The following is a 13256-nucleotide window of genomic DNA, read 5'->3' as shown; positions in this document are numbered from 1 at the left end:
TACGTCCTGTACGTCGGGGCTAGGCGCTCCTCCTAAAAGCTAACGCTTATACTCGTGAGATGCTGCCGAAGCGTTCCTTGTGGAGCTAGACGTAAAAAGAAACCGCTCAAATTTTGAACGGTTTCTTTTCATATTTGTTTTCTTTCTTCCTCTTAAAATTATAGTAGAGGATGTAGGGAATCAATCCAAACCATCGATATAAGAACGGCTCTTTAACATCCTTCTTTTCTAATTTGCTTTTCTTGCGCTCATCTTTTGGCTGATCAATATACTTAACAACTGTTTCGGTAATGTACTTGACATAATCATTCGATTTCATTGCTGCACCCTGCTCAAATTATTTAAATTACTTTCATTTCAAGTATGTCCCTTCAATAACATATTTATTCAGCATCCACTATTCGAGCAAAGCCATTCAATTTCTTTCTATCCACTTTATCATTTTGCCCTCCTCCGTATCAAAATACCCGTATGCTAGCATTTCAATATTTGTTCCCATGCGTAGATTAAATGTTGACATCAACAAAGTATCCGTTAGTTTAGCTGTTTCATAACGGACATCTCCATCTGAATAAGAAAATACGCCCGTGTACTGATCTTCATCCTCTGCTATTAAAATGTCTTCCATCCGTTTCATCGAGCTTAATAAATAATACTCTTGTTTCAAAAGTGCTTCTGATTCTTGTAAAAAACGAATCTCTGATAAATAAAATTCTATATGCATGGTAAGGAGGAGAGCAACGAGCAAGATAATAGAAAAGGTAAGCGGGTAGGTAAATCCTTTTTCACTCCGAAGCATAATGCTCCTCCAAACTTATGAAGGAATATAATAATACAGAGTAATTTTGGCCATTGAGATCGTTTAACGTAAGCTTGACTCCATCATGAATCGGAGAAAATCGGAATGAGTCTACTTGCTGAAGGACGATTTCATGCCCTTTGAAATCAACCCGTCTTCGTAAATTAGTTCCATGCTTCTCATAGAGTATGATTTGACCGTGCTTTGCTAATACTAGCCTGTTATCAGAAACGTTTATTTCATCCGCTAATCGAAGTTCCTTCTTTATTTGATTGACAAATACATGCCATTCCATTCTTCTTAGCCTATTTTCAAGCTGTTCATTTTCCATAATATACTTAAAGAAAAGTGGAAAAAAAGAAACGACAAGCAGAAAAATGGAAAAGGCATATAACATTTCCAACATTGTGAAGCCTTTATTATTGAAATATTTCACATTTCGTCCGCAGCTTTTTGAATACATTCTCATATTTAATGCAAACCTCCTGTCCAGCGTTTCCCCCTGAAGTCCCTTCATATATTGCAAAAACAGTTTGATTAATTGTTATCAATTCTGTTTGAGGCTGCAAGCCTTCCTTTTGAGCCTTTAGCAATGTCTCATATAAAGCTTGAGTACTGTCAAATTCCTGCCGAAGTTGAACAGATTGATCGATTAAATTCATAATTAACGGTATAAATATGGTTGCAATAACAAGCCATGCAGAAAGAGTCAATAGCATCTCAGGCAAAAAGAACCCTTTATTCTTTCGCAACATAAAATCTTCCCTTTCCAATATAAAACGTAAACCGATATCTCTCCTTGCCTGCATAGATAACAAAGGAACCAAATCTATTAATATTCCCGTCTGATTGATAATAAAAGTAGAGTTTCATAGTGTCCTCTTGTACTGTAATGGCTTTTGGTATTTCTCTTTCAATCAAATAATTTGCACTAAGCTTTTCATGTATGACATACCTATTTGCTTCCGGAAGAATATGAACATACACATCAATATGATGGGAAAGAGCATATTGCTGAGCATAGTAAAGATCTGCTTTCAATTGTGAAATGAACTTTTCTTTTTCAAAGGAGATAAAATGTGGCTTTAATAGAAAGGCCGGTACGGAGGCGATAATGAGAAAAACACTTAAGACAAATAAAGACTCTATTAAAGTGAAGCCTCCTTGTTTTCTTAACATAAAACTTAAGACCCCTCTTTTTTTACAGGTGACACTTTTCCATCTGCTGAAATCTCAATTGCTGTACCATTTGGACATGTTGTTTCATTCTCATTAAGATATTCAGCAGCTACGAGTGCATCAATATCTGCTGGCGGTGATTTCTTTTCAATTTCATAAGCCTGAGCCTGGGCTTGTACCATCTTTACAAATGCCTCACATCCCTTGCTGTTGATCTTTGAATTATGCTTTGTGATATTTGGAATAGTTATGATCAACAAAACAGAAATCACTAGTAAAACTATCATCATTTCTATTAGGGTAAATCCGTTTTCTTTTTTTAAGGCTTTCATTTAAATTCCCTCCAGTAAATGAAACATTGGTAATAGTACAGCTAAATACATAAATACAATCATGACACCAATAACTGAATACAAAATCGGCTGAATGGTCTTTAGTAATTTTTCTGAACGCTCTTCAATTACCGTTAAGCAATGTTTACTAAAGAAAGCCAGCTCCTGATCGAGCTTCCCGTTTTTCTGGCCATGCCTAATAATATGAGGAAGCTCAGCTTCTAAAAAGGAATAGCCCATTAGTATATCCTCTAGCCTCTCCCCCTTTCGCAAATTATCTATTATGTCTGCCCCTAGCTCTTGATACAGAGGCTGTTTTTCATTTTTCTTAAACATTCTTAATGCCTCGTGAATCGACAGACCACCCGATAATAAATAACTAATTTGGATCGAAAAATAATGTGAGTAAAACAACTTTAAAAAAGGACCCATCAACGGAATTGAAACGAGCTTACTTTTTTGCCTGACTTGAGAATTTTTCCGGAATTGTAAAAGGTAGTAACCGAGAAGAACAGCACAGAAAAAGATGCAAAAAACGAAGAAGAAAGGCATTATATTGCCAAAGAAAGAGACTGCCTTCATAAAAAAGTTTGGCTTTAGCTTCATTGAAGAAAATAATGAAGAAAATCTTGGGAGGATCATATAGTCAACAAAGATGAATAACATTAAAGTAATGAAAATTAATAACACGGGATACACAAGCAGTTTTTTCAGCTTTTCCAAATCCCTGTCTCTTTTTAACATCATTTCACTGCCTTCTTGGAATGCCTGAGCCAAGCCGCCATGCTGTTCGGCAAAATAGACATAGCCAATGAGGTGTCGGTTAAACTGCAGCTTTGATAATATTTGATAAAACGGATAGCCTTCTCTTAAATCAGATAAACACTCTCCTACCTCCTTTTTCTTTCTTCGCGGAAGCTGAAACAGAATGGATTCTATTGCTTCGGAAAGCGGGTAGCCTCTCGAAAGAAGCTCTCCTGTTCTTTTTAGAAAATGGCTTTGTTCCTGAAGACTCCACTTATGCCTCCGCATGATCCAGCACCCACCGATCAAATTCTGTTCCTTTAATATAACCTAGAGCAATGCCCTTCTTGATGACGTCTTTTAATGTAAAATAATCCACATCCATATACTCACCCTTCGCCTCCATCATCGCTGCGTGTAAAGCTCGCCCTGCAAGGAGCTCAAAAACACTCGCTCTCTTCCATCTTCCATAGCTAAAGCAATAGGGTGAACATTCCCCTTGGCAAAATGGACAGGTCAATTCGACCAGCCTTTGTGCTGTTACAGCAACAAGAGTTTGTTCTATTTCTACCCAATTGACACCGAATTCATTTAACCGGTAAATGGCACCTTTCGCATCTCTTGTATGCATGGTTGAAAGCACTAAATGCCCCGTCAGCGCAGCACGTACAGCAATTTTTGCGGTTTCCGCATCTCTTATTTCTCCAACCATAATAATATCTGGGTCATGCCTTAAGATTGCCTTTAGACCAGCAGCATAAGAAACACCCGCTTTTTCATTCACTTGTACTTGGAGAACCATATCATGTTCTTTTTCTATTGGGTCTTCTAATGTAATGACATTGCGGTTAAACATATGGGAGGTCTCGTTCAATAAGGAATAAAGAGTTGTGGTCTTTCCAGATCCGGTTGGGCCTGTGAAAATGATTAAGCCGTGGGCATGTTTGAGTAAGGCAAGCATTTTACGGGTCATAGCTGGAAATAAGGAAATTTGAAAAAAAGGAATTTGCTCTTGCTGAGGAAGGATTCGAACAACTAGGCTTTCGTTGTGGCTTGATGGCAGAGTGGAGAAACGCAATCCAATTATTTTTCCATCAATTACGTAAGAATAGGCTCCGCTTTGTGGGCGTCTTTTTTCGCCAATATCCATCGATGCGGTGAATTTAAAATGGGAGATTAGTCTGTCGCATTCTTCTTTAGGGAGATAGAGTCTGGGAACTAGTTTATTTGCGAGGCGCCATTGAATGAGTGTATCCTGTCTGCGGGGGACAATATGAATATCCGAGGCTTGATTTCGAACTGCATCCTTGATTATTTTTTCTGCTAATTTTTCGATCATGTTCAACTGAACATTACACCACCTTTAGAATTTATAAAATTTTGAATAGTCATTAAAGACATATTCGACCTTATTATATATTTTCCTTTTATTTTTGACAAATTTTTCGCATGAAAAAAATAATAATTCTTACACTAAGACTAAACCTCTATCCTAAAAACCATGTTTAATCACTATTGGTAGCTAAAATACATGAGTGGATATTTGTGAACATTTTATAAACTTATAGTGAATACAGTGTTAACTCTAAAAAACTGTATTATAATGGGATCAATATCGTTCTGAGGTGAGTTACGTGGAACAAACTTTAAAAATTACAAATGTTTTATCAGATCCAACACGTTATTATATTTATCAATACATTACGAAAAGACATAAGGAAGTAACTGTCCAGGAAATCGCAGATAATTTTAATATTCATCCAAACGTTGCCAGGCTACATCTTTCAAAGCTAGAGGATGTTAATATGCTTGTATCAGAGACGCAAAAAACTGGAAAAGGCGGGCGTCCAAGCAGACTTTATCGTTTATCAGATGATGTGATACAGCTTCATTTTCCGTATCGTGACTACCAGCTCCTTTCAAAGATTGCTATGCAATCATTGCTTTCACTTGGTGAAGCTGCTAAACAGGCTTTATACGATACAGGTAAAAAGTTTGGACATGAATTAATTGAGCAAGAAACGAGCCGTTCTGCTCAATTTAATGAGTCGCTTTCATTCGAACAAAAACTAAATATTATTAAAAATGCAGCTATCATGTCAGGATTCCATCCAGAATTTGAAGCAAATGAAGACGATTCAAAAATTTATTTTCAAATCTTTAACTGCCCATTTAAAGAAGTGGCTGGAGATTATTCAGAATCTGTTTGCGGTATGCATTCAGAGTTTCTTAAAGGGATGTTTGAAGCATTATTTGGTTCTGTAGAATTAGTCGAAAATGCAAATATGCTAAATGGCTGTGAAACATGTGCTTATCATGCAATTGTTACAAAATAATGAAATAATAGTTCAAAGGATAATCGGAAGCATGAACCCGTCGCGCTTCGCCTATATCCTCGTTAATCAATATTCATAAAGAGTGGTTTACTTTTAAGTTGGGAATAACTTATAATATGTAATGATGTACTTGTAATGGTAAAAGGAGGGATACATATGGATCGTATGTACAGAGTATTAGGATTCTGGACAGGGATTTTTGCAGTCATGTTCTTCGTAGGCGACATGTATACAACATCTTTAATCTTCTTCGGCCAAACAGGATTTTTCCTGCTTTTAAGCTACTTAAAGCTTTCAGAGCGTATGTATATGTATGTTTTTGCCGCATATTTAACAGTGTTCTTCGTTGGCTTCACTTACTGGTCAACGTTTATGATGACACCAGGAGTAAGTGGTCATTAAGAATTATACCTACATAATAAAAAAGCGATGTAAGCATCGCTTTTTTATTTTTTTCTATTCTATTCCTTTTTTCTGCAATATTACATGAAATGATCCGCTAATACTTGAAGGCATAATGAGACTCCGAATCGCTCGATTTCTTTTGCTTACTTCTGAAAAAGGGTCGGGGTCATAATGATTCTGCAATTCATCTAATAAACCTGTAGTTAATAAGAATTCATCCTGTCTCCATTTCTGCTGAAAAGCCAATCCTAACTGATTCCCAATTCGGATAAGAGAATCAAAATGAACATGACTTGTAATATCCATCTCTCCTGGATGCATGAGTACATGATTAAATTGCTGATGCTGATAATATCCTCGAAGACTGCCATCTCTTCTTCCTAGCTCCTGCCATTCTTCGTTCGTATAACCGTAGTCAACAGTGAGAACCAATCCTTTTGTAAGCGCATTGGCTATGTTACTGATAACCTCCTCCATTAATAAAGGAATTTCAATTCTTTGTTTATTATTTAATTTTAATCCGCTGCTCTTAATAAAGGTCATTATCTTCTCATTTTCCAATGGTACAGCTATTTCAACTAACTGATCATTGTTTAGGCCAATCATCAGCTCCATCAATTGTCCATTATGGTTTTCGATAACATGAACAGGAAGAGCATCAAACAATTCATTTGAAAAGATTAAACCCTCAAATGGATTAATTTCGTCTAAACCTTCAATTTGTTTCACGTAATCGTTAAAGTGCAGTACTTTTTGCTGCACCTTTCGATGATACGGACTTGCTTCTAAAATATAATAACGAATCGGGACCGATGAAAGGTGATTCCATTCATCAATAAATGCTTTTGCAAAGCGGCCAGTACCTGCTCCAATCTCACATATAGCCGGAGCAAGCTTCAATTGATTCATTTGCTTATAATACCATTTCGCTATGGATTTGCCGTAAAAATCTGATATATTGCTTGAGGTGATGAAGTCCCCTTTGCGGCCAATCTTCTCCTTTTCTCTCATATAATAGCCGTACTCGGGGTGATAAAGTGCCACTTCCATATATTCCGCATATGTAATCCTTTTGAATGGGTGGTTCGATATAAACTCTTTTAAAAAATTTATCATAAAAACTCCTTTTTTAAGTTAACACTATTGACACGATGAAAACTTTATTATATTGTAAATTAAGTAGCTTAACTATATCCCCTCCCATTATATGAATAGAACATCCCCCAGAAAAGCCCTTCTCATTTGAGAAGGGCTTTTCTATTTCATAGCCGCCTTTTCCACATTTCAAATGTTAAAAGCCATTTAAAAATGGGTTTGTATCCATCTCTTGTCCGATTGTAGTGGCAGGTCCATGTCCTGGAAGAACGATCGTTTCTTCTGGCAGCCCTAATAATTTATTATGTATGCTATTTAAAAGCTGCTGATGATTTCCGCCAGGCAGGTCTGTCCGCCCAATGCTTCCATAAAACAATGCGTCACCTGCAACGACTAAGCCTGAATCCTTGATATAAATGGAAATACTCCCTGGTGAATGTCCTGGAGTTTCATAAATTTGGAGGGTAAAATCCCCAATCGTGATCTCTTGTTCATTATTGATAATAATATCTGCAGGCTTGCCGCTAATATTCGGTATCATTTCATAACGCGAGGAACCATTTAATGCCGGATCAAGAAGCCAATCAGCCTCTTTTTCATGAATATATACCGGAATATTGTACTCCTCCCTAATATCATCAACTGCTCCAATATGGTCAAAGTGAGCGTGTGTCAGAATAATCGCAACCGGCTTTAATTTCGCTTTCTGAATATAGCTGCTCAGCTTATCACTTTCCTCGCCAGGATCGAAAATTAAGCAAATATTATTTTCCTTTGACAATATGTAGCAATTCGTTTGTAATGGACCTAGTGGAAGCTGATTCCATTCCAATACTAACACCTCCAAAAAGCTTAATTTAGCTCTATTCTACACTATATGGATTGAACTATTAAAGGAAACGGCCTTAAAATATATTTAAAGCAATCCTAACAAAGGAGAATAAAATGAACATATTTTATGCGGTTGAAGCAAATATTATTATGGAAGAAGTACCTGACTTTAAGGCTATTATCCTTAGTGACACTAATGTTTTTGATTTTATTGAAACTATATTTATATATGAATCAGAAAAGGATGCTGTTGAATCAAAGATTTTATTACTCGAAGCTGGGTTGTTTGAAAATCAGTTTGAGCTTATCCAATTAACCCCCGGAGTTATAGGAGACACCTTTACAGATTTCGGATTCATTACAAATTCTCATACATTTCTGCTAAAAGAAATGGTTTGTGGATTTTCAATATGCGGCGGTGCAAACGAAGCGATTCAAATGGCTCTATTTCAGCTTGAGGAGCATTTGATTTTTAATACTGAGAATGAAAAAGCGGCTATTTATTTCGTGGAACATCATTTAAAAGATTTAGTAAAGGGGATAGCCAATGCGTATGACATAGAAGTGTCATTTTTTGAACTCGACAAACAGAGGAAAAAAATATAAAATATAATATGAATGTAAAAATAAGTTACATACAGGTTTTTCGAACGAGTTTTTCTTAATTTCTAGGCATTTGCCTGCTGTTGATCATTAAAAGGGGGCTATTTATTATGGGACTAGTCATTATTTTTGCATTGGTTGCCGTTCTTGCAGCTTTTGGTACATTAAGTGCACTTAAGAACAAAAATGTTCTTGGTATCGTTTTCGGTGCTGGCTCATTTGTTTTTTTTGGCGGATTTGCTCTATTAACACTAATTAACAGTGGTTATCCTGCTGTACACTAATTTTTCAAAAAAGACTGTTCTTGTAATAAAAGGACAGTCTTTTTGATTCAACCATTAATAATCTTTTACTAACGGAATGATTGTTTTTGTTTCTAAGTTAATCAGTTTTTCAAAATAAAACCCATACAAGCATTTATCTCCGCTTGGAGCACAGCTTAATGGCTCATTCTTCATGTTATCTATGATAACCTTTTTATCTCCATTTACGATATCAAACGAAATAAGCTGGAATCCATTAGTATACGTATCCGCATCTGTACTGAAAAGAGGCTGTAATGAAATAAAACGATGATTTTGGTCAAAGTCAAAGTAAGGAACAAGCCAGTCTGAAAAACGTGTTAAATGCGGTACAGAAATGGAAGCAAGCCTCTCAAGTTCCTTTGAAAAAAAGGTGTATTCTGCTTCATTGCTATTTTCTGAATTCACCGTTATGGTCATCAATAGATCTTTTATTGTCTTTATATAATATATTTCATTAAGCAAAAATTTTTCATTCGGCTCATTTATGTTTCTTTTGACGAGAGGAGCAAAGAGAGAGAGATCATTTTGACTCCAGTTTAAGTAAATTATTTCATCTTTAGCAAACCAATATACGAATGGCTCCTTATTTTCAATCTCATCCAATGTCTTATCCTTTATTGATAGCAAGTATATTGAATAATCCCATCCCTCCGTAAATGACGAAATAAGGATTTTGTCCTCATCATAAGGATTCCATTCGAAATGAATTTCAAATGCACTTATCCGTTTATTCAAAATTTCTTTTCCTTTCGTATCGACAATCGAAATGATCCCTTCATATGAATTTGGAGCGGAATGAATCAACACTTGATTGCCGGAAGGGCTAGCCATTACTGACGAAACAGGGGCCTCACTTTCCATTATCAAATGAGTTTCACCTGTAATAATATTATAGGTGTATATATTTGTCCCAAGTTCCACATTTGTCATATAAATTATCGTATCATTATTTAGCCAACCATTTATTGAATTAAATTGTCCTTTTTGAATAGGAACAGGGGCTTGGACTTCATTTAACAAAAAAGAATGAGGAATCGCTGCCTTATGTAATGATTGACTATGCTTCTGGATTGGCTGTATCCCTGTTTCTTTCTCGGACTGACACCCAACTAATAAAAAGAGGAGGAAAAAACATAATAAATAAAACAATATGCCAGTGCTTTTAAATTTTTGTATCAAGTCCTCCCCCCCTTTTTTCCCTATAAGTAGTATTACGGAATATAATCTAAAATGTTTCATTATGGCTATTCTTTATTAAAAGGAAAAAGCCGAAAAACGGCTTTTATCATTCATTTTACATGTATAAGGCTGCTAGGTAAATACCAAGCACTTCTTCAAATATTTCATCAAATTGGGATAATGGCAAAGGATTTATTCCCTTTCCGAGCTCAATGGTAAAACCAGGACGGCGGAATTCTTTAATGAACCAATCTTTATAGCCTGCATAGCTTTCGATATATTGAACTGACCTATATCCGCTCACTCTAGCAAACTCTCTCGCCAATACACTTGATTCTGGGGGTTCCATTCCTTCATATCCCCAATAAAATTCCTCCCCTTGTGTATGAAAGGCAAGCGCACGGTTAAATTGTCTCGATCTTGTTAGTTCTGCCATCGCAATGGCCTCGGGCTCAGTTAATGGGGCACTACCCGGATAATCTCTAGGGGCTGGGGACTTTTCAGGGGACCTTTCCTTTTCGGTTTCCCATTTTGCAGGAAATTGATCATTTAAATCAACACCTCTAATATTTGCTTTCCAGCCGCTAAAATTTGAGCTTCCCCGATTGATTCCAATCACTCGCTCTCTTACATCCTCTGTAGGGCCATTTATCACTAAATTTACCCCATCCGCATTTACCATAGGTACAATGGAAATATCTACTGACTGGTATAAAGGCATCGTCTGGAGTCCTCTTATCGGTTTCACATTTGTTAAAGATAATAGGAAATGGTTCAATAAAGCCATTAAAATCCCCGAGGTAATCCATTCATTAGCATGAAAAGAAGCATTAAAATGAACTTTTTTTGTTCCTTTTCCTAATCGAATCTCTTGAATCGGCTTCCCAAGTACAGTGTTGCCTATTGTGTTTATCTTTATGAATGGATAGATGGTTTGTAAGCTTCGAATATCCTCAGTTAGAGCCTCAAAATTATAATTCCTTTTCCCATTGACAATGGGTGTTATCACCCTGGATGGGATTAGTATGGTTTCCCCTGCTTGAAGGTGGTTTGGGTTTGTTTTTGGATTCATTAGGAGTAATGCATCAACGGATAGATGTCTGGCCTGACTTAGCTTCCAAAAGGTATCCCCATTCTTTAGTTTATATGGAACTGCTTTAAATCCTGGAATCTGGATGTCCTGTCCTATGTTTAAGGAGTTTGGATTAATCGAAGGATTTGAATCCGTTAATAAATTCAGAGGGACCATGAAAAGGCGGCTATAATACCACAGTGTATCTCCAGCACGTACTTTAACTTTCATTTTATCTTCCTCCCTTATCCATTCATTTTTATGAATGTTTACAGAAAAAAATGCAAAGGGAACAAAAAAGCCCGCAATTATATGATTGCAGACTTTCTCTCTTTATTCGGCATTAATAAGTACTTCATTTTCATAAAGGTTTGAGCCCATAAGCTCTTTATCCTCATAGAATCTCAGCAAGTCACCATAAATAATCTTGTCGGAGTATTCGAGCTCATTTTTTGCTTTTTCTATATATGGTTCACAGGCGTTACTTTCAGTAGGCTCTCCTGTTTTCTTATCATAGCAAGTTTCACGTGTGTAAATATAATCTTTTGTAATAAAACTTCCATCCCTCAGAACAGTAAATTCCAATTTATCCTTTGAGAATAAATCTGAACCAAAATCGATATTATTCTTCGTGTTAATGCCTAATAAATGAAGAATTGTAGGTTTGACATCAATTTGACCAGAGACAGTGGATAATGTTTTGCCCTTTTGTCCAGGAATGTGGATGATGAATGGCACTCTTTGGAGCTGTGTACTTACAAATGGTGTTACTTCCGTTCCCAAAAACTCACCCATTGTTTTATTATGGTTTTCCGAAATGCCATAATGGTCTCCATAAAGAATGATGATCGAATCATCATACAAGCCCTCTTCTTTCAGCCTTTCAATAAATAACTTTAAAGCCTCATCAGTGTACCTAACAGTTGGAAAGTAATTATTAACTGTTTTATTATTTGACGTATACGGTTCAATAAATCGATCCTCTTCATCTATTTCAAATGGAAAGTGATTCGTTAACGTAATAAATTTTGCGTAAAACGGCTTCGGCATTTCCTTTAAATGCTGAATCGATTGTTCAAAGAAATCAATATCTTTCATTCCCCAGCCTACAGAGTTCTCTTCCGTAACTTCATAATCAGGCAGTGAGTAGAAACGGTCATATCCTAATGATTGATACATAATATCTCTGTTCCAAAAGCTCTTATTGTTCGCATGCAAAGATGCAGTGAAATAGCCATTATCGCTTAAAATATCAGGTGTGGCAGTATATTCATTCCCAGAATGTGTAAAGAATACAGCCCCACGGCTTAAAGGATAAAGGGAGTTTTCTACGATAAACTCCGAATCTGAAGTCTTGCCCTGGGCAGTTTGGTGATAAAAATTCTCAAAATAATAACTATCCTTAATAAATTGATTTAAAAACGGCGTGATTTCTTGCCCATTCACCTTTTCATTAATAACAAAACTTTGAGTTGATTCCATAGAAATTAATATGACATTTTTATTTTTTGCAATCCCAAACATTTCATCGTCCGGTTTTTTGTAGTTAGCATGGATATAGTTATCAATATCCACTAACTCACTGCCATCAGCCAATGCTCTTTGTGCAGATGACTTCGATTGAAGAAACATATCATAAATATGGTAATTATACGTTCCGATGTTTTTGACAAGCATTTCGCGGTCAAATGTACGGGTAAGCAGCTGAGGACGCTCCGTCTCAGAAAGTCCAAGATTAAAAAAAGCAATGGCAGCTGCAATTAAGAAAAACGCTCTTCGGTCGACTTTAGAAAATTCTTTGTACGAAATAAAAGCCGGTTTAAGGACGACAATTATTGCTAAAATAATAAAATCAGCAAAATACAGTATGTCAGTAAAGCTAAGCAATTCATTCACACTACTGCCGAGATCACTCATATTGCTAGTTTGAAAAAGGACGGGAATCGTTAAGAAGTCGTTAAAAAAACGATAAAAGACGACATTGGCAAACAATACCGCTGAAATAGCAAAACTTGAAATAAGTATATAGCGATTACGGTTCTTTTCTTTAAGAAATAAGCTAATCCCAAAGATAAAGAGTAGGAAACTCAATGGGTTGATGAATAAAATAAATTCTTGCTTCCAATTTTCTATTTTAATATCGAAGCTAGTTTTATAGGTAATGTACGTTTTTAGCCAAAGCAGCACAATCGCAATTCCAACAAGCGATATCTTTGACCATTTGAAATTCTTCATAGTCACTGTTACCCTCCCTGTTTTTTTGGAACAGATATGGAAATTTTTTTAATTTTTTTACAATTTTAGGATAGTGGTTTTAAATCAAACCTTATCTTAACTCTTTTTTTACATAAAATCAAATCAGGCTTAAACATATTT

General features: G+C 36.0%; 17 protein-coding genes. 4 read left to right on the top strand and 13 right to left on the bottom strand.

Annotated elements, in window-relative coordinates; all coding sequences use genetic code 11:
• Nucleotides 1–106: 106 nt before the first annotated feature.
• From V7164_RS09265 to comGA, 8 genes are all read right to left on the bottom strand, one after another.
• On the bottom strand, nt 107–319 hold the full coding sequence (locus V7164_RS09265) for a YqzE family protein (protein ID WP_335344411.1): 213 nt from the start codon (nt 317–319) through the stop codon (nt 107–109).
• Nucleotides 320–415: 96 nt separating this feature from the next.
• The gene (comGG, locus tag V7164_RS09260) at nt 416–799 is read right to left on the bottom strand and encodes a competence type IV pilus minor pilin ComGG (RefSeq protein WP_335344412.1); all 384 of its coding nucleotides are present in this window, start codon (nt 797–799) and stop codon (nt 416–418) included.
• Nucleotides 786–1268: a competence type IV pilus minor pilin ComGF gene (gene comGF, locus V7164_RS09255; RefSeq protein WP_335353963.1), complete on the bottom strand. Its 483-nt coding sequence runs from the start codon at nt 1266–1268 to the stop codon at nt 786–788. Before comGF ends, comGG begins: the two co-directional genes overlap by 14 nt.
• Nucleotides 1219–1554, bottom strand: coding sequence for a type II secretion system protein (locus V7164_RS09250; protein WP_335344414.1), 336 nt, complete (start codon nt 1552–1554; stop codon nt 1219–1221). The genes comGF and V7164_RS09250 overlap by 50 nt, the downstream gene beginning before the upstream one ends.
• A complete protein-coding gene (gene comGD, locus V7164_RS09245; protein WP_335353962.1) occupies nt 1538–1978 on the bottom strand; it encodes a competence type IV pilus minor pilin ComGD in 441 nt (146 codons plus the stop codon). The genes V7164_RS09250 and comGD overlap by 17 nt, the downstream gene beginning before the upstream one ends.
• A 5-nt stretch (nt 1979–1983) precedes the next feature.
• Complete coding sequence (gene comGC, locus V7164_RS09240) at nt 1984–2310, bottom strand: competence type IV pilus major pilin ComGC (RefSeq protein WP_335345427.1); 327 nt, start codon at nt 2308–2310, stop codon at nt 1984–1986.
• Nucleotides 2311–3342 carry a competence type IV pilus assembly protein ComGB gene (gene comGB, locus V7164_RS09235; protein ID WP_335345428.1) on the bottom strand — a complete coding sequence of 344 codons (1032 nt, stop codon included), beginning with the start codon at nt 3340–3342 and terminating at the stop codon, nt 2311–2313.
• Nucleotides 3329–4399: a competence type IV pilus ATPase ComGA gene (comGA, locus tag V7164_RS09230; RefSeq protein ID WP_335345429.1), complete on the bottom strand. Its 1071-nt coding sequence runs from the start codon at nt 4397–4399 to the stop codon at nt 3329–3331. The genes comGB and comGA overlap by 14 nt, the downstream gene beginning before the upstream one ends.
• Nucleotides 4400–4688: 289 nt before the next feature.
• Here comGA and V7164_RS09225 point away from each other — a divergent pair, with 289 nt between their 5' ends.
• Together V7164_RS09225 and V7164_RS09220 are read left to right on the top strand one after the other, a co-directional pair.
• The gene (locus tag V7164_RS09225) at nt 4689–5390 is read left to right on the top strand and encodes a helix-turn-helix transcriptional regulator (protein WP_335346705.1); all 702 of its coding nucleotides are present in this window, start codon (nt 4689–4691) and stop codon (nt 5388–5390) included.
• 156 nt (nt 5391–5546) lie between these two features.
• Complete coding sequence (locus tag V7164_RS09220) at nt 5547–5792, top strand: DUF2626 domain-containing protein (protein ID WP_066293532.1); 246 nt, start codon at nt 5547–5549, stop codon at nt 5790–5792.
• Nucleotides 5793–5846: 54 nt separating this feature from the next.
• Here the strand turns inward: V7164_RS09220 and V7164_RS09215 are convergent, their stop codons facing one another.
• Together V7164_RS09215 and V7164_RS09210 are read right to left on the bottom strand one after the other, a co-directional pair.
• The gene (locus V7164_RS09215; RefSeq protein WP_335353961.1) at nt 5847–6911 is read right to left on the bottom strand and encodes a class I SAM-dependent methyltransferase; all 1065 of its coding nucleotides are present in this window, start codon (nt 6909–6911) and stop codon (nt 5847–5849) included.
• A 175-nt stretch (nt 6912–7086) separates the two neighbouring features.
• Complete coding sequence (locus tag V7164_RS09210) at nt 7087–7722, bottom strand: MBL fold metallo-hydrolase (RefSeq protein WP_335353960.1); 636 nt, start codon at nt 7720–7722, stop codon at nt 7087–7089.
• A gap of 113 nt (nt 7723–7835) precedes the next feature.
• On the opposite strand from V7164_RS09210, the gene V7164_RS09205 reads away from it, so the two are divergent.
• Nucleotides 7836–8327: a hypothetical protein gene (locus V7164_RS09205; protein WP_335346702.1), complete on the top strand. Its 492-nt coding sequence runs from the start codon at nt 7836–7838 to the stop codon at nt 8325–8327.
• A gap of 107 nt (nt 8328–8434) precedes the next feature.
• Complete coding sequence (locus V7164_RS09200; RefSeq protein ID WP_335346701.1) at nt 8435–8608, top strand: DUF2759 domain-containing protein; 174 nt, start codon at nt 8435–8437, stop codon at nt 8606–8608.
• 54 nt (nt 8609–8662) lie between these two features.
• Here V7164_RS09200 and V7164_RS09195 read toward each other — a convergent pair whose 3' ends face one another.
• The 3 genes from V7164_RS09195 to V7164_RS09185 all read right to left on the bottom strand — a co-directional run bounded on the left by V7164_RS09195 (nt 8663) and on the right by V7164_RS09185 (nt 13115).
• Nucleotides 8663–9808: a hypothetical protein gene (locus V7164_RS09195; RefSeq protein WP_335353959.1), complete on the bottom strand. Its 1146-nt coding sequence runs from the start codon at nt 9806–9808 to the stop codon at nt 8663–8665.
• 115 nt (nt 9809–9923) lie between these two features.
• Entirely contained in the window at nt 9924–11111 is a 1188-nt protein-coding gene (locus V7164_RS09190) for a M14 family metallopeptidase (protein ID WP_335353958.1), read from the bottom strand.
• 102 nt (nt 11112–11213) lie between these two features.
• On the bottom strand, nt 11214–13115 hold the full coding sequence (locus V7164_RS09185; RefSeq protein ID WP_335353969.1) for an LTA synthase family protein: 1902 nt from the start codon (nt 13113–13115) through the stop codon (nt 11214–11216).
• Nucleotides 13116–13256: the final 141 nt, after the last annotated feature.

Source organism: Bacillus sp. JJ1474, from assembly GCF_036965225.1.
In the GTDB taxonomy this organism is placed as follows: domain Bacteria; phylum Bacillota; class Bacilli; order Bacillales; family Cytobacillaceae; genus Cytobacillus.
The sequence above is the reverse complement of the archived record's forward strand: the minus strand, read 5'-3'. Positions and strand labels throughout refer to the sequence as shown.

What these genes read in the sequence shown, in the direction of transcription:
- V7164_RS09265 (WP_335344411.1), bottom strand. Translation starts at nt 319, where the DNA reads ATGAAATCGAATGATTATGTCAAGTACATTACCGAAACAGTTGTTAAG.
- comGG (WP_335344412.1), bottom strand. Translation starts at nt 799, where the DNA reads ATGCTTCGGAGTGAAAAAGGATTTACCTACCCGCTTACCTTTTCTATT.
- comGF (WP_335353963.1), bottom strand. Translation starts at nt 1,268, where the DNA reads ATGAGAATGTATTCAAAAAGCTGCGGACGAAATGTGAAATATTTCAAT.
- V7164_RS09250 (WP_335344414.1), bottom strand. Translation starts at nt 1,554, where the DNA reads ATGTTGCGAAAGAATAAAGGGTTCTTTTTGCCTGAGATGCTATTGACT.
- comGD (WP_335353962.1), bottom strand. Translation starts at nt 1,978, where the DNA reads ATGTTAAGAAAACAAGGAGGCTTCACTTTAATAGAGTCTTTATTTGTC.
- comGC (WP_335345427.1), bottom strand. Translation starts at nt 2,310, where the DNA reads ATGAAAGCCTTAAAAAAAGAAAACGGATTTACCCTAATAGAAATGATG.
- comGB (WP_335345428.1), bottom strand. Translation starts at nt 3,342, where the DNA reads ATGCGGAGGCATAAGTGGAGTCTTCAGGAACAAAGCCATTTTCTAAAA.
- V7164_RS09220 (WP_066293532.1), top strand. Translation starts at nt 5,547, where the DNA reads ATGGATCGTATGTACAGAGTATTAGGATTCTGGACAGGGATTTTTGCA.
- V7164_RS09215 (WP_335353961.1), bottom strand. Translation starts at nt 6,911, where the DNA reads ATGATAAATTTTTTAAAAGAGTTTATATCGAACCACCCATTCAAAAGG.
- V7164_RS09205 (WP_335346702.1), top strand. Translation starts at nt 7,836, where the DNA reads ATGAACATATTTTATGCGGTTGAAGCAAATATTATTATGGAAGAAGTA.
- V7164_RS09200 (WP_335346701.1), top strand. Translation starts at nt 8,435, where the DNA reads ATGGGACTAGTCATTATTTTTGCATTGGTTGCCGTTCTTGCAGCTTTT.
- V7164_RS09190 (WP_335353958.1), bottom strand. Translation starts at nt 11,111, where the DNA reads ATGAAAGTTAAAGTACGTGCTGGAGATACACTGTGGTATTATAGCCGC.
- V7164_RS09185 (WP_335353969.1), bottom strand. Translation starts at nt 13,115, where the DNA reads ATGAAGAATTTCAAATGGTCAAAGATATCGCTTGTTGGAATTGCGATT.